This window comes from Pseudomonas sp. NPDC088885 (genome assembly GCF_044750025.1).
GTDB classification, from domain to species: domain Bacteria; phylum Pseudomonadota; class Gammaproteobacteria; order Pseudomonadales; family Pseudomonadaceae; genus Aquipseudomonas; species Aquipseudomonas rustica.
The window spans coordinates 1-14,445 of the sequence record NZ_JBIVJB010000109.1 but is presented as its reverse complement, the minus strand read 5'-3'; the positions used below and the strand labels follow the sequence as shown (position 1 = coordinate 14,445).

13 protein-coding genes and 1 pseudogene are annotated in these 14,445 nt (G+C 60.7%); 3 read left to right on the top strand and 11 right to left on the bottom strand.

The genetic code is table 11. The annotated features are described in order from the left end of the window. Positions 1–24: 24 nt before the first annotated feature. Both ACIP1X_RS25180 and ACIP1X_RS25175 read left to right on the top strand, forming a co-directional pair. Positions 25–102, top strand: a pseudogene (locus ACIP1X_RS25180) (DUF2282 domain-containing protein); the annotation flags it as partial. Positions 103–126: 24 nt separating this feature from the next. Beyond that, positions 127–1,644, top strand: a complete 1,518-nt coding sequence (locus ACIP1X_RS25175; protein WP_400755625.1) for an AhpA/YtjB family protein — start codon at positions 127–129, stop codon at positions 1,642–1,644. Positions 1,645–2,007: 363 nt separating this feature from the next. Here the strand turns inward: ACIP1X_RS25175 and ACIP1X_RS25170 are convergent, their stop codons facing one another. From ACIP1X_RS25170 to ACIP1X_RS25130, 9 genes are all read right to left on the bottom strand, one after another. Further along, a complete protein-coding gene (locus ACIP1X_RS25170; protein ID WP_053116751.1) occupies positions 2,008–2,721 on the bottom strand; it encodes a membrane integrity-associated transporter subunit PqiC in 714 nt (237 codons plus the stop codon). A gap of 176 nt (positions 2,722–2,897) precedes the next feature. After that, positions 2,898–5,162, bottom strand: coding sequence for a DNA topoisomerase IV subunit A (gene parC / locus ACIP1X_RS25165; RefSeq protein WP_400755624.1), 2,265 nt, complete (start codon positions 5,160–5,162; stop codon positions 2,898–2,900). A gap of 7 nt (positions 5,163–5,169) precedes the next feature. Continuing rightward, positions 5,170–5,694 carry a TIGR02281 family clan AA aspartic protease gene (locus ACIP1X_RS25160; protein ID WP_053116749.1) on the bottom strand — a complete coding sequence of 175 codons (525 nt, stop codon included), beginning with the start codon at positions 5,692–5,694 and terminating at the stop codon, positions 5,170–5,172. Then, on the bottom strand, positions 5,691–6,680 hold the full coding sequence (locus tag ACIP1X_RS25155) for an esterase-like activity of phytase family protein (RefSeq protein ID WP_400649726.1): 990 nt from the start codon (positions 6,678–6,680) through the stop codon (positions 5,691–5,693). Before ACIP1X_RS25155 ends, ACIP1X_RS25160 begins: the two co-directional genes overlap by 4 nt. Further along, positions 6,680–8,587: a DNA topoisomerase IV subunit B gene (gene parE, locus ACIP1X_RS25150; protein ID WP_400755623.1), complete on the bottom strand. Its 1,908-nt coding sequence runs from the start codon at positions 8,585–8,587 to the stop codon at positions 6,680–6,682. The genes ACIP1X_RS25155 and parE overlap by 1 nt, the downstream gene beginning before the upstream one ends. Before the next feature lie 41 nt (positions 8,588–8,628). Further along, positions 8,629–9,237, bottom strand: a complete 609-nt coding sequence (locus tag ACIP1X_RS25145; protein ID WP_077570573.1) for a YqiA/YcfP family alpha/beta fold hydrolase — start codon at positions 9,235–9,237, stop codon at positions 8,629–8,631. A 289-nt stretch (positions 9,238–9,526) separates the two neighbouring features. Beyond that, positions 9,527–10,342 (bottom strand): 3',5'-cyclic-AMP phosphodiesterase, encoded by an 816-nt coding sequence (gene cpdA, locus ACIP1X_RS25140; protein ID WP_400755622.1) that lies wholly within the window; start codon positions 10,340–10,342, stop codon positions 9,527–9,529. A gap of 99 nt (positions 10,343–10,441) precedes the next feature. Next, positions 10,442–10,894 (bottom strand): DUF1249 domain-containing protein, encoded by a 453-nt coding sequence (locus tag ACIP1X_RS25135; RefSeq protein WP_053116744.1) that lies wholly within the window; start codon positions 10,892–10,894, stop codon positions 10,442–10,444. After that, positions 10,885–11,502 carry an NUDIX domain-containing protein gene (locus ACIP1X_RS25130; RefSeq protein ID WP_053116743.1) on the bottom strand — a complete coding sequence of 206 codons (618 nt, stop codon included), beginning with the start codon at positions 11,500–11,502 and terminating at the stop codon, positions 10,885–10,887. Before ACIP1X_RS25130 ends, ACIP1X_RS25135 begins: the two co-directional genes overlap by 10 nt. A 227-nt stretch (positions 11,503–11,729) precedes the next feature. On the opposite strand from ACIP1X_RS25130, the gene ACIP1X_RS25125 reads away from it, so the two are divergent. Next, the gene (locus tag ACIP1X_RS25125) at positions 11,730–12,476 is read left to right on the top strand and encodes an RsiV family protein (protein WP_212549863.1); all 747 of its coding nucleotides are present in this window, start codon (positions 11,730–11,732) and stop codon (positions 12,474–12,476) included. Here the strand turns inward: ACIP1X_RS25125 and cytX are convergent. Both cytX and ACIP1X_RS25115 read right to left on the bottom strand, forming a co-directional pair. Then, positions 12,445–13,737 (bottom strand): putative hydroxymethylpyrimidine transporter CytX, encoded by a 1,293-nt coding sequence (gene cytX / locus ACIP1X_RS25120; RefSeq protein WP_400755621.1) that lies wholly within the window; start codon positions 13,735–13,737, stop codon positions 12,445–12,447. The two genes, ACIP1X_RS25125 and cytX, sit on opposite strands and share 32 nt — an antisense overlap. A gap of 147 nt (positions 13,738–13,884) precedes the next feature. Then, positions 13,885–14,445: phosphomethylpyrimidine synthase ThiC (locus ACIP1X_RS25115; protein ID WP_400755620.1), on the bottom strand; the 561-nt coding region annotated here is incomplete at its 5' end.

Below are 14,445 nucleotides of genomic sequence, written 5' to 3'. Positions count from 1 at the left end.
TCCACCGCCCACGCGGCCGATGACATGGAAAAATGCTTTGGCGTGGCCATGAAAGGCAAGAACGATTGCGCTGCAGGCGCCGGCACCACCTGCGCGTCAACTTCACGGACAAAAGAGCCGAGCTCAGTGAACCGGCCCACGCCAGTTAAAACCGATAACTTCTTCCTGCTGATCTTCCGTGCACTGCGCCACCGCCGTGTACCGATTGCATTGCGCATTGCTAGCCATAACGTGATCCTGGTCGCTCTGGCCCTGGTGATCTATGCCGGCGTGATGGGTTTGCAATTCAAGCAGGCCATGCACCAGCAGGCCGATGCGCTGGGCGAAAGCCTGACCACGCAGACCGCGACCTCTGCCACGGAGCTGTTGGTGTCCAACGACATCCTCAGCCTCAACGTGCTGCTCAACAACCTGACCAAGAACAAACTGGTGGCCCACGCGGCGATCTACAGCGTGGATAACCGCATCCTCGCCGAGTCCGGTCAGCGGCCCAAGCACAGCCTGTTGGGCGAAGCCGAAGGCATGTACGAGAGCAAGATCACGTTCCAGGACGTGACCGCCGGGCAACTGCGCATCAGCCTCGACATGGATCAGTTCCAGCAGCCGATGACCATCAGCCTGCAAAGCATGGGCATTCTCAGCGGGATTCTGTTGGCGCTGTCGCTGGCCCTGAGCCTGCGCATTGGCCGTAATCTGTCGACGCCACTGCTGCAATTGCGCGTGTGGCTGCGCAACATCGACGAGTACACGCCAGGCACGGATCGTCAGGACGAGATCGGCGATCTGGCGCGTCAACTGCACGCCAACTACGCCCCCGAGCCAGCGCCCGTGCCTGAACCGGAACCCGAGCCGGAATTCGAAGAAGAGGACGACGAGCCCGAGTTCGAAGTGCGCAACCTGCGCGATCCGAGCTTCGACGAAAGCCGTCCGATGGCCGCTCAGAAACCGGCGCCACGCCACGTCGTCAGCACCGTTGAAGACGATGAAGACGACGACGCGTTTGCCGATCTGCGCGACGAATCGCTCGATGCAGCACCGCAACCGGTCGTGCGCAAAGCCACGCCGAGCGTGCCGCAACACAGTGCGGTGCTCGCCGTGCAACTGGGTTCGCAGGAACAACTGCGTCGCCTGCCGCGTGCGCGTCTGGAAGAATTACTGGAACGTTATCGCGACTGCCTCGATCAGGCGGCTTCGTTGTATCAGGGTGAAATCGAAACCTTGAACGACGGCAGCACGCTGATGCTGTTCCACACCGAAGACAGTGGCGACGATTACCTGACCAACGCGATCTGCTGCGGCGAGCTGCTGCGCGCGCTGGGCCATCAGTTGCAGATTGAAGTCGCGGACAGCGGCATCACTCTGCAATTGCAGTTGGGCCTGACCTTGGGCGATGAGCTGTTTGGGTTGAGCCAGATCGATCTGCTGCTGACGGATTCGGCGCAGGATGCTTTGGCCCTGTCGCAGCACAGCCGCAATCTGCTACTGGTGGAACGCAAGATTGGTGACGACGCGCTGATCCGCCAACGCGCGCGAATCCGCCCGATCGCCAGCCCTGAGGGCGCTTGCTGTGTCGAGCGGTTGATGGAGCCTTATCCGTCGATGCTGGAACGGCAACTGGCGCGGATGCATGAGCGTCGGGCTTAAGCGTTCGGCCTGAAACACAGAAGCCCGCAGACGAGTGATTGTTTGCGGGCTTTTTTGTAGCCTGCCGAAAAGATCGCAGCCTTCGGCAGCTCCTACAGGGATTTGTTGCATCCATACCATCCGCTTAACACCCCAAACCTGTAGGAGCTGCCGCAGGCTGCGATCTTTTGCCGCCTAAGCGGCCCTCTTCGCGAGCAAGCCCGCTCCCACAGGATCCCAGGCTGCCCACTCTTTTTGAGGACACCCACGACCACTGTGGGAGCGGGCTTGCTCGCGAAGGGGCCAGCACTGCCGACAAAGATCTGGAGGTCCAGAAACAACAAAGCCCGCACAAGGCGGGCTCTGTTTTAACTCGATCCAGCGTTAGAAGCGGAACACTTCCATATCCGTCCGAATCGGCGAAGCCATTGGAATCTTCGGCTGCTTATCCGCGTCCGCCGCCGGCGCTGCCGGTTTCGGTGCCGATTTACGCGGCGCTTCAGCCACCGGAGGCTGATTAGCCAACGGCTTCAACGCCACCGACAATTGCTCAGCCAGACGCTGCAACAAAATCCCCTGCGCCTGAACCTGCGAAGCCGTACTGCCCGCATGCAGCTCTTGCAGATGAATGATGCGGTTATCCCGCACCTGACCACGGCGGTCAATCAAACGCCACTGCGCATCCAGGATCGCCGGTTGTTTAACGCCGGAGTCCAGACGCGTGATGGTCAGCAACACCTGCACATCCGGGGTAAACCCGCTGGTGGCCGGTGCCAGCACCACACGTTGGCTGTCGAGGTGACCCGCGACCTGACGCATCAACAACTGATCGATATCCGACGAAAGGCTGCCGGCCCAACGACCATCGGTCGCCGCTTGCAGGCTGCCATCGGGTTGACGTTGCAGCAGTGTTTCACGTTGCAGGTAATCGGCGACGACTACCGGGCCCAGCAGAACCGCCATGCCCGCGCTTTGCGCAGGCTGAACCGGACTTCCGCTGTCCAGTTGATACAGCGACACCGGCTGGTGAACGCTGCAACCCGCCAGGCCAAGAACGCCGGCGAGCAACAAAATAAGTGGAAGGCGTAGCGCAGTCATCATCCCGTCCAGGTGGCCGCCACAAGGCTGACCACAGTGAAAATACTCAATAAATATGAAGAACGCTCGGCCACGCCGGCGCTTGAAAGGCCATATCATCCGTGAATATGCGTTCCGACTCCAGCGCCAAAGCGTCGATCTACGCGTTAAATCGTGGATCGACGCCTCTAGGACGCCTAATTGAGGTTTTCGACGAGCAGCGCATCCACTCTCTGGAAGCCCCTAGGTAGCTTATTGCCACGACGTCCACGCTCACCTTTGTAGTGTTCGAGGTCGTCGGCCTTCAGCGACAGAGTCCGTTTTCCGGCCTGCAACACCAACGTGGCGCCTTCCGGAATGACGGCGATGTCCGTGACATATTCTTCGCGACTGGCCACACGTTCACCGGAAATACCGATGATCTTGTTGCCTTTGCCCTTCCCTAATTGTGGCAGATCGCTGATCTTGAAGATCAGCAGGCGACCTTCGGTCGTGACCGAGGCCAGCCAGTTGTGCTCACGATCAGCCACTGGACGCGGCGCGATAACTTTGGCGTTGTTCGGCAGGCTCAACAGGGCTTTACCAGCCTTGTTCTTGGCTTGCAGGTCTTCGCCTTTCACGACGAAACCGTAACCGGCGTCGGAGGCGATCACGTACAACGCGTCGTCTTCCGGCATCAGCACGCATTCAAACGAGGCGCCCGGTGGCGGCGTCAGACGGCCGGTCAACGGTTCGCCCTGGCCACGCGCCGACGGCAACGTGTGCGCGGCGACCGAATAGCTGCGACCGGTGGAGTCGATCACCACGGCAGACTGGTTGGAACGCCCCGCCGCCGAGGTCTTGAAGCCGTCGCCGGACTTGTACGACAGGCCGGTCGCGTCGATGTCGTGACCTTTGGCCGAACGGATCCAGCCTTTTTCCGACAGCACAACGGTGACTTTCTCGTTCGGCAGCAGATCATGCTCGGTCAACGCTTTGGCTTCGCTGCGCTCGACGATTGGCGAACGACGGTCGTCGCCATAGGTTTCGGCGTCCTTGATCAGCTCGGTGCGCACCAGTTTTTTCAACTTGGCTTCGCTGCCCAGCAACGCTTGCAGCTTGGCTTGTTCCTTGAGCAGTTCGTCCTGCTCGTCGCGCAGCTTCATCTCTTCCAGTCGCGCCAACTGACGCAGACGGGTGTCGAGAATGTAGTCGGCCTGAATCTCGCTGAGGGCGAAACGCTCGATCAGCTTGGCTTTCGGGTGTTCCTCGGTACGGATGATGTGGATCACTTCATCCAGGTTGAGGTAGGCAATCAACAAACCGTCCAACAGGTGCAGACGACGCTCGACTTTATCGAGGCGGAATTGCAGGCGGCGACGCACGGTCTGCACGCGGAATTCCAGCCATTCGACCAGCAAGGCGCGGAGGTTTTTCAGCTGCGGTTTGCCGTCCAGACCGATGATGTTGACGTTGACCCGGTAGGTCGACTCCAGCTCGGTGCTGGCGAACAGGTGCTGCATCAGCGCGTCGTGATCAACGCGGCTGTTGACCGGAATGATGACGATGCGGCACGGGTTTTCGTGATCGGATTCGTCACGCAGGTCAGCGATCTGCGGCGCTTTCGACGGTTTCGCCTGCATCAGCGCAGCGATCTGCTCCAGCACTTTCGCACCGGAAACCTGATGCGGCAGCGCGGTGACGATGATGTCGCCGTCCTCGACGTGGTACACGGCGCGCATGCGCACCGAGCCCTTGCCGGTTTCGTACATTTTCAGCAGGTCGGCGCGCGGCGTGATGATTTCCGCTTCGGTCGGATAGTCCGGGCCCTGAATGTGTTCGCAGAGCTGTTCGACTGTAGCTTTCGGCTCATCGAGCAGACGCACGCAAGCAGTGGCGACTTCGCGCAGGTTGTGCGGCGGCACGTCGGTGGCCATGCCCACGGCGATGCCGGTGGTGCCGTTGAGCAGAATGTTCGGCAGGCGCGCCGGCAATACCAGCGGTTCCTGCAGGGTGCCGTCGAAGTTCGGGCCCCAGTCTGCAGTGCCTTGGCCCAGTTCGCTGAGCAGCACTTCGGAATAACGCGACAAACGCGCTTCGGTGTATCGCATGGCGGCGAAGGACTTCGGATCGTCCGGCGCACCCCAGTTGCCCTGGCCGTCGACCAGCGTGTAGCGATAGCTGAACGGCTGGGCCATCAGCACCATCGCTTCGTAGCACGCCGAGTCACCGTGCGGGTGAAACTTACCAAGCACGTCACCGACGGTACGTGCGGATTTCTTGTGCTTGGAATCGGCGTCCAGGCCCAACTCGCTCATCGCATAAATGATGCGACGCTGTACCGGTTTCAGACCGTCGCCGATATGCGGCAGCGCACGGTCCATGATCACGTACATGGAGTAGTTGAGGTAGGCACTTTCGGTGAAGTCAGCCAGCGACCGGCGTTCTACACCGTCCAGGCTGAGATCAAGGGGATTGCTCATGCAGGCCTCATCGGTTCGTTGTCTGGCGCAGCAACATGGTGCCACCGCGCTGAGTAAATTCAAGTTTGTTCAAGGCGCTCATGCCGAGCAGCACCTGATCGCCATGTAACCCCGGCGCCACCAGTGCGCGGACGTCCCGCAGCACGATGTCGCCCAATTGCAGGCGGGCAATTTTTGTCCGATAGCCCTGGCTCAGGCCGTTGGCCGTGCTCAGGGTCACACCGAAACCTTCTTCCAGCTTCAAACGTTTGGCCAGATCCGCCGGGATCGCCACATCGGTCGCACCGGTGTCGAGCATAAACTCCACCGGCTCACCGTTGATCTGACCGCTGGCGACAAAATGCCCTTGGGCATTGCCGGCCAGTTTCACCTCAATAAATCCTTCGCCCTGCTCCGAACTGACTACCACGTTCGGATTCTGCTGGCGTTGCTCCCACTGGCCGAAAAACCGCGTGGCGAGAAACAACGCCGCGCACCAGGCCAGAATCATCAGCACGCGACCGGCGCGTTTGCCCGGTGGCTGCTGGCTCATGGCTTGGCGCTCCAGCCACCGTCAGGCGCGGCAAAGCGCCAGATGATCGGACGTTTTTCGCCGTCGGCGCGGACGCCTTCATTGTTGTCGATACCGATCCACGCGCCCTGCGCATCCACCACCAAGGCTTCTGCCAGACCGTAGGCCTGTGGGTATTGGCGCTGCGGCTGCAAGGCATCTTCAGCGAACGACCAACATTGCTCGACTTTAGCCGTGACCGCATCGCGGCGGCAGATCTCAAAGGCGTTTCGCTCCAGCGTGAAAAGCTTGCCGTTGAACAGCGACAGATCGGCGAAATCACGGGTGACGGCGCGGGCCTTGGGGAACTGCGGCGGCTGCATCTCAACGCCAGCTTCGCTGAGCAGAACACAGGCACCGTCGCAATCCCAGACCGTTTGCTGACGCTTGATGGTCAGCAGACCACGGCGCTCACGCTCGGCGGCCAACCAGATCTGATCGCCCGCCGGGTTGATCGCCAAGCCTTCGAACAGCGCATTGAAGTGCAGCAACATGCCACTGGCGCGGGCTTCTTTCACCAGCATTGGCGAGATTTTCAGCCATGACGCCGGGCCTTGTGGCGGCACTTGCAACACGGCCGCGTGGGCCTCGCTGACGATGAAGCGATTGCCAGCGTTGTCGCAGGTGATGCCTTCGAAATCCAGATCGCCGCCACGCACAAACGATGCAGCCCACGTGCGTGAGCTGATGCCCCACGGCAAACCGCTGTCAGGCACCGGCGGGACGTCGATGTGCACGGTTTCGGCCTGCCAGACCTTGTCGCCGGTATTGAGACGGTAGATCTGATCGTCATCACGATCGGACACCGTCCACAACTCGTTACCGCACAGCGCCAGCCCTGAAAGGTTGCCGCCTCGCATGCCGTCGACCGGATGCTCGGCGAGCAGGCGCAGCTCTTGTATCGGCGCGGCCGACACGCTCATTGAACTCAGCAGCAACGCACCCGCCAAGGCCCAGCCAAAATGCATCAGGTCAGCACCTCGGCGAGGTTGCCTTTGGATTCCAGCCAGGTTTTGCGGTCGCCGGCGCGTTTCTTCGCCAGCAGCATGTCCATCATTTCCGAGGTTTCGGCGTAGTCTTCGCCCAGCGTCAGCTGCACCAGACGCCGAGTGTTCGGATCCATGGTGGTTTCGCGCAGCTGCGGCGGGTTCATTTCACCCAGACCTTTGAATCGGGTGACCTGCGGTTTGCCGCGTTTCTTCTCAGCAACCAGACGGTCGAGAATGCCGTCGCGTTCGGCTTCGTCGAGGGCGTAATAGATCTCTTTGCCCAGGTCGATACGGTACAGCGGCGGCATGGCGACGTAGACGTGACCGGCATCCACCAGCGGGCGGAAATGCTGGACGAAAAGCGCGCACAGCAGCGTGGCAATGTGCAGACCGTCGGAGTCAGCGTCGGCGAGGATGCAGATCTTGCCGTAGCGCAGCTGGCTCATGTCCGCCGCACCGGGATCGACACCGATAGCCACGGCGATGTTATGCACTTCCTGACTGGCGAGCACTTCGCTGCCGTCGACTTCCCAAGTGTTGAGGATTTTGCCGCGCAACGGCAGGATCGCCTGGAATTCCTTGTCCCGCGCTTGCTTGGCGGAACCGCCGGCGGAATCACCTTCGACGAGGAACAGTTCGGAACGCATCGGATCCTGGCCGGCGCAATCCGCCAGTTTGCCCGGCAATGCCGGGCCTGCGGTGACGCGTTTACGTTCAACCTTTCTGCTTGCCTTGAGACGACGACCGGCGTTGTTGATCGCCAGTTCGGCCAGGGCCAGACCGGTTTCCGGATTGGCGTTGAGCCACAGGCTGAACGCATCCTTGACCACACCGGAGACAAATGCCGCCGCTTCACGGGACGACAGACGTTCTTTGGTCTGGCCGGAGAATTGCGGCTCCTGCATTTTCATCGACAGGACGAACGCAATGCGCTCCCAGACGTCTTCCGGCGCCAGCTTCACGCCGCGAGGCAGCAGACTGCGGAATTCGCAGAATTCTCGCATCGCATCGAGCAGGCCCTGACGCAAACCGTTGACGTGGGTGCCGCCCTGCGCCGTCGGGATCAGGTTGACGTAACTTTCCTGTACCGCGTCGCCACCTTCCGGCAGCCACAGCAGCGCCCAGTCGACGGCTTCTTTATTACCGGCGAACGCGCCGCAGAACGGCTCGTTCGGCAGGCGTTCGAATTCGTTGACGGCGTCGACCAGATACGAGCGCAGGCCGTCTTCGTAATGCCACTCGACTTTCTCCCCGGTGCCTTTGTCTTCGAAGCTGACCAGCAGACCCGGGCACAGCACAGCCTTGGCCTTGAGCACGTGCTTAAGGCGGCTGATGGAGAATTTCGGTGAATCGAAGTATTTCGGATCCGGCGCGAAGTAAACGCTGGTGCCGGTGTTGCGCTTGCCGACGGTGCCGACAACTTCCAGCTCAGTGGCTTTGTAGCCATCGGCGAAAGTCATCTGGTATTCGTTGCCGTCACGCTTTACGCGCACACGGACTTCGGTCGACAAGGCGTTGACCACAGAAATACCCACGCCGTGCAGACCGCCGGAGAACTGGTAATTCTTGTTGGAAAACTTGCCGCCCGCATGGAGCTTGGTGAGGATCAGCTCGACGCCTGACACACCCTCTTCCGGGTGGATGTCGACCGGCATGCCACGGCCGTCATCGCTGACTTCCAGCGAGTGGTCGGCGTGCAGGATGACCTGTACCGATTTGGCGTGGCCAGCCAGGGCTTCGTCGACACTGTTGTCGATGACTTCCTGGGCGAGGTGGTTCGGCCGACTGGTGTCGGTGTACATGCCGGGGCGTTTGCGCACCGGGTCGAGGCCCGAGAGGACTTCGATGGCGTCGGCGTTATAAGAGCTAGCGCTGGGAGTGGCCATAGGGTCTCGTCGTCAGTCATTCATGAAATAGGGGCAAGACTTCACAGTGCGGTGAAATCGATTGCCTGATACACATCGGCGCCAATGCCGGCAAAACTCAGCAACGCCGGCAATTGCCCGGCAAAACCTTGGAAACTGTGGTCGCCGCCGGCCTGAATGCGCAAGGCACAGGCGCGGTAATACTGCTGGGCGAGGCGATAATCCAGTGTTTCATCGCCGGTCTGCAACCAGACCTGATAGCGCTGGGCATCCTGAGGCGCCGGCACTTCCAGTTCGGCCAGGGCCGTGACGTGGTCGTGGGTCAATTCCCAGGTTTCATCGGTATACAGGTTTTTCTGCGTGCCCAGATAGCCGTCGAACATCCGGTGCGGGCTGACCGCCGGGTTGACCAGCAGGGCTTTCAGGCCATGGCGCTCGGCCAGGTGAGTCGCATAGTAGCCGCCGAGGGAGCTTCCCACCAGCAATGGGCTGCCCAGCTCGGCGATTGCCTGCTCCAACTGACCGATGGCTTCGCGCGGATGGTGATGCAGGGCCGGGACACGCAGTTTGTCGCTCAAACCCAGTTGCTCCATCACCGTTACCAGCTGACAGGCCTTTTTCGAGGCCGGGGCGCTGTTGAAACCGTGGATATAGAGGATCGAACCGGACATTTGAGCTCCCTGAGTGTCGGCGAAAGATAGCGGAGTTTACAGGGAGAAGGGCCGGGATTGGGGGTGGGCTCGATAAATTGGTGTGACAGCACGAGCGGCCCTCACCCTAGCCCTCTCCCGGAGGGAGAGGGGACCGAATGGGGGATATTTGCGAACTACATCGACCTGAACGCTTTGCTGTGAATCCGCAATCGACAACGCTGCTTCAGGTCGATGGATAGCGAAAGACACCTCGGTCGGCCCCCTCTCCCTCTGGGAGAGGGTTGGGGTGAGGGTTTTGATTTGTCGCTCAATAACCGTTGGAGCCGTAGTCGACGGTGAAGGCGAAATTGATGACGCGTTCCACGCCAGTTTCCAGCCGCCCATCCGGCAACAGCCGCAACCAGCGATACCCCGGCGCCTGCTCCCCCACCTTGAAGTCTTCACTGCCCGGCTCGAACTGAATGCACGTCGACGGCGAAGCCATCAAGCGCACGCCATTACGCTCGCGATCAATCTCCTGATGCACATGCCCCCACAACACCGCGCGGGCCTGTGGAAAACGATCCAGCACCTCGAAAAACGCTTCAGGATTGCGCAAACCAATTGGCTCCATCCACGCGCACCCAATCGATACCGGATGATGGTGAAAGCACACCAGATGATGCCGCTCCGGCGCTTCGCTCAGCGAACGGGCCAGCAGCTGCAATTGATCGTCCTGCAAATACCCCGGCACCGAACCAGGCACCGCCGAATCCAGCATCGTCACGCGCCAGTTGCCGATGTCCACCACCGGTTCCAGCAGCGAGCTCTGCACGGCGGCCTGCGCCATGATCAGCGGTTCATCGTGATTACCGGGAATCCAGCGCGCGGGCGCATCGATCTGCGCGCTCATCTGGCGAAACTGTTGATACGACTCCAGCGTGCCGTCCTGGGAAATATCCCCGGTGGCCAGAATCAGATCGATCTGCGGCTGTTGCCCCAGCACCAGGTCGATGACCTTTTGCAGGCTCTCGCGGGTGTTCATGCCCAGCAGCGAACCGTCCGCCTCGGCGAACAGATGGCTGTCGGACAACTGCACCAGCAACGCCGCATCGGCGGGGGTCAACGTGGATACGCTCGGCAAGGCGTTCTCCCAAGGCAAAAGCACGGAATCGATCAAGTGCCGCAATTATGCTGGGGGATCAGTAAAAGAGGAAAGCGGTGAACCGGACGCAGTTCACAACTAGCGTACGACTTCGTACTCATGCCCCAGCGCCAGGCAATGACTCAGCCATTCCCCCAGGAACAGATTGAGCTGAGCCTTTTCATCCGGCTGATGCATCGCGGCGTTCGGGTAAGGATAGATGCCGCGAAAGCGTCGTGCATGTTCGGCGCTGACCACTTCGGCCATGCGCGCGTCGTGATAGACCTGCACTTCTAGTTGCGGCACCGGCAGCCACGGCAGGCTGTGTTCCTGACGCACTTGCAAAGTGGTGGTGTACGGGCAGGTTTGCAGCACTTCGAGGGCCAGCACGCCGAGCATCTGCTCGCCCTGAGTCACGGCGATGCGCCGCGCTTCCGGGTCGTTGCGCATGTCCGGCACCAGTCGCATCAGGCGCGCGTAGTTGGCCTCGCAGGCGGCTTGCAGCCCCGCGAGGTCGACTCGATAACGATCGCGCAACTTGTTTACAACCATAGCCCCCTCACTTCGGCGCGGTTCAGCGCCAGCCACTGCAAGGCGATAATGCTCGCCGCATTGGCAATGCGTCCGTCACGGACGGCCTGCAAGGCATCTTCAAAGGCCCAGACCGTGACGCGGATATCTTCTGCCTCTTCTTCCAGGCCATGCAGGCCGCCTGCGCCTTCGGTGCTGCAACGCCCCAAGTACAAATGCACGAACTCGTTGCTGCCGCCCGGCGACGGGAAATATTTGGTCATCGGCCACAGGGCCTTGATGTCCAGCCCAGCTTCCTCCTGCGCCTCGCGGTGAGCAACTTCTTCCGGTTGTTCATCCTTGTCGATCAGACCAGCGACCAGTTCGACCAGCCACGGGTTGTCGGTCTTGCCCATGGCGCCGATGCGAAACTGCTCGATCAGCACCACTTCGTCGCGCTGCGGATCGTACGGCAGCATGCACACGGCATCGTGGCGGACGAAGATTTCACGGTTGATTTCGCGGCTCATGCCCCCGGCGAACAATTCATGGCGCAGGTGCACGCGGTCGAGCTTGTAAAAGCCCTCGTAGCATTTTTCGCGCCGCACGATATCGACGGCGGTCGGAATGGCGTTGGCAAAATCAGTCATGAGCATCCTCTTTACTGCAATTCCATTACGAGGCTGCGTTGCTTGATTGGCAACCTCGACTTCGCGCCATCCTAACGCGCCCGAACGGTTTGATGCAGCCCCTTTACCGTCAGCGGGATGGACGGTGGAGGCGAAACCCACTCTAATTAGCTTAGTGGCGAACTGACTGCCTCGTTGAGAGTCGAAGCGGTAACTTTTTGCCTTCCCTTGTTTTCGAAAGGACGCCTATGTCGCTTTTCAAAATTGCCTCCGTGGCCGCCATCGCCCTGACTCTGGGCGCCTGCGCGAGCCTGTTCCAGCCCAACTACCGCACGCCGCTGGAGACCACTCGCGACGCATCCGAACAGTTGAAACCTGGCTGTTCCAACCCGGATTGCCCGCTGGTGAATATCGACACCCTGCGCTTCCCGGCCGAACCTGCACTGGACGGCATCATCGAAAAACGTCTGCTGCAAATGACCCGCACCGAGAAAAACGCCCCGGTAGCGCCGACCCTGGCGGCTTATCGCGATCAGTTTCTGGCCAGCGCCGGACCGCGCAACAGCAGCTACCTGCAAGCGAAAGTACGTGAGCAGCATGACGGCTTGGTGATCATCGAGTTGTCGAGCTACCTCGACACCGGCGGCGCGCATGGCAATCCGGGTCGCGGTTTCATCAACTATTCGCGCCAGCAGCACAAGGTGCTGAACCTGTCCGACATGTTGCTGCCGGGTCAGGAAGAGGCATTCTGGAAAGCGGCGCAGGTTGCGCACAACAGCTGGTTGATCAGCACCAAGCTCGACCAGGAAGCGGAGTTCGTGAAGAACTGGCCGTTCGTGAAAACCCAGAACGTGGCGCTGACCTATGGCGGCGTGATCCTCAAGTACGACGTGACCACTATTGCGCCTTACGCGCTGGGCCACGTCGAACTGAAGATTCCTTATCCGCGTCTGAACGGCATTCTCAAGCCTGAGCTGTTTCCCGGCCGTAACTGAAGGCCCGACCCAGCACTAGCTGCAACAGCCCTGCCAGCACCAGCGCCGGCAGGGTTGCGCCGATATCCGGATACAGATTCGCCAGCAAATGGTAGGTGCTCACGCCACCCAGCCACGCCAATAACGCCGGCCAGCGCAACGCAGCCGATGCGACCTGAGCGCTGCGCTTGCGCAGAATGAAGTGATCCACCAGCACCACGCCGAACAGCGGCGCAAACACCGAACCGATCAGCAGCAGAAAATTCTGGTACTGCGCCAACGGCGCCAGCAAGGCAATCAGCGTGCAAATCACGCCGATGGCCAAGGCCAGATGCTCGACTTTCAGGCGCAACAGAATCCCGCTGGACACCGCCGCCGAGTGAATATCGGCGAAAGCGTTTTCCGACTCGTCCAACAGAATCAGCAACAGCGGAATACCCAGACCGGCACCGGCCAATGCCAACAGCAGCGCGTTGACTTCACCGCTCGGCGCGAAGGCCAGGGTGTAGGCGACGCCAAGGCTCATCAGCCAGAAATTGCCGATGAAGAAACCGACCGCAGTGCCACCGAACACATTCTTCGCACGCTTGCCGAAACGTGAGTAGTCGGCGATCAGCGGCAGCCACGACAGCGGCATCGCGATGGCAATGTCGAAGCCCACGGCGAATGGCATCGAACCGTCACCGGCGCGCGACCAAAGATCGACCAGATCGGCTTTGGCAAACAGGTTCCAGGTCAGCCAGATGCACGCGGCGAGCAACAACCAGATGCCCCACTTGCGCAGGATCTGCCGCACGAAGGTCAACGGGCCACTGACTGCCAGCAACGTCGCGAGAGCGCCGAAAAACAGCGTCCACAACACCGGGTTCGACCACAGCGAACCTTCGCTGAACGCGCGGGTACCGAGCAGGCTGGCGGCGTCACGCATGACGATGATTTCAAACGAGCCCCAACCGATCAGTTGCAGCAGGTTGAGCAGTGCCGGCAGGCTCGCGCCTTTGCTGCCGAGGCTGAGCTTCAGCGCGGCCATCGACGACAGGCCGGTGTCACTGCCGATCACGCCAACGGCGGCCAACAGCAGTACGCCGACCAGCGTGCCGAGGAAAATCGCCAACAGCGAACCGGACAGGCCCAGACCCGGCGCGAGCAATGCGCCGGTCTGCAAAACCATCAGGCCTATGCCGAGGGAGAACCACAGGGAAAACAGATCACGACCGCCGAATACACGCTTGTCAGCGGGTACGGCGAGGTCGGGGGAATAAGTGCTGGGTTGAATGCTCAAGGGTGTTATCTCAGAGGGACATTTTTGTTGTGTTGTGATCGTTCCCACGCTCTGCGTGGGAATGCCTCTAGGGACGCTCCGCGTCCAGTGACGCGGAGCGTCACGGGCTGCATTCCCACGCGGAGCGTGGGAACGATCAGTACGGGGTCAAACTTTTTTGTACAGCTGACTGCCTTCCTTCTTGAACCGCTCAGCCTGTTCCGCCAGGCCTTGGGCGACGTCCACGTCGACCGCTTCGATCCGCTGGTTGGCCGCGTATTCGCGGACTTCCTGGGTGATCTTCATCGAGCAGAATTTCGGCCCGCACATCGAACAGAAGTGCGCGACCTTCGCCGAATCCTTCGGCAGGGTTTCATCGTGATACGAACGCGCGGTGTCCGGATCGAGGCCGAGGTTGAACTGGTCTTCCCACCGGAATTCGAAACGCGCCTTGCTCAAGGCGTTGTCGCGAATCTGTGCGCCCGGATGCCCTTTGGCCAAGTCCGCCGCATGCGCCGCGATCTTGTAAGTGATGATTCCGGTCTTCACGTCATCCTTGTTCGGCAGGCCCAAGTGTTCCTTCGGCGTCACGTAGCAAAGCATCGCGCAACCGAACCAGCCGATCATCGCCGCACCGATGCCGGAGGTGATGTGGTCATAGCCCGGCGCGATGTCGGTGGTCAGCTGGCCGAGGGTGTAGAACGGCGCCTCGTCGCATCTCTCCAGATG

What these genes read in the sequence shown, in the direction of transcription:
- ACIP1X_RS25130 (WP_053116743.1), bottom strand. Translation starts at nt 11,502, where the DNA reads ATGACTGATTTTGCCAACGCCATTCCGACCGCCGTCGATATCGTGCGG.
- ACIP1X_RS25155 (WP_400649726.1), bottom strand. Translation starts at nt 6,680, where the DNA reads ATGCATTTTGGCTGGGCCTTGGCGGGTGCGTTGCTGCTGAGTTCAATG.
- ACIP1X_RS25170 (WP_053116751.1), bottom strand. Translation starts at nt 2,721, where the DNA reads ATGACTGCGCTACGCCTTCCACTTATTTTGTTGCTCGCCGGCGTTCTT.
- ACIP1X_RS25160 (WP_053116749.1), bottom strand. Translation starts at nt 5,694, where the DNA reads ATGAGCCAGCAGCCACCGGGCAAACGCGCCGGTCGCGTGCTGATGATT.
- ACIP1X_RS25125 (WP_212549863.1), top strand. Translation starts at nt 11,730, where the DNA reads ATGTCGCTTTTCAAAATTGCCTCCGTGGCCGCCATCGCCCTGACTCTG.
- parC (WP_400755624.1), bottom strand. Translation starts at nt 5,162, where the DNA reads ATGAGCAATCCCCTTGATCTCAGCCTGGACGGTGTAGAACGCCGGTCG.
- ACIP1X_RS25135 (WP_053116744.1), bottom strand. Translation starts at nt 10,894, where the DNA reads ATGGTTGTAAACAAGTTGCGCGATCGTTATCGAGTCGACCTCGCGGGG.
- ACIP1X_RS25145 (WP_077570573.1), bottom strand. Translation starts at nt 9,237, where the DNA reads ATGTCCGGTTCGATCCTCTATATCCACGGTTTCAACAGCGCCCCGGCC.
- parE (WP_400755623.1), bottom strand. Translation starts at nt 8,587, where the DNA reads ATGGCCACTCCCAGCGCTAGCTCTTATAACGCCGACGCCATCGAAGTC.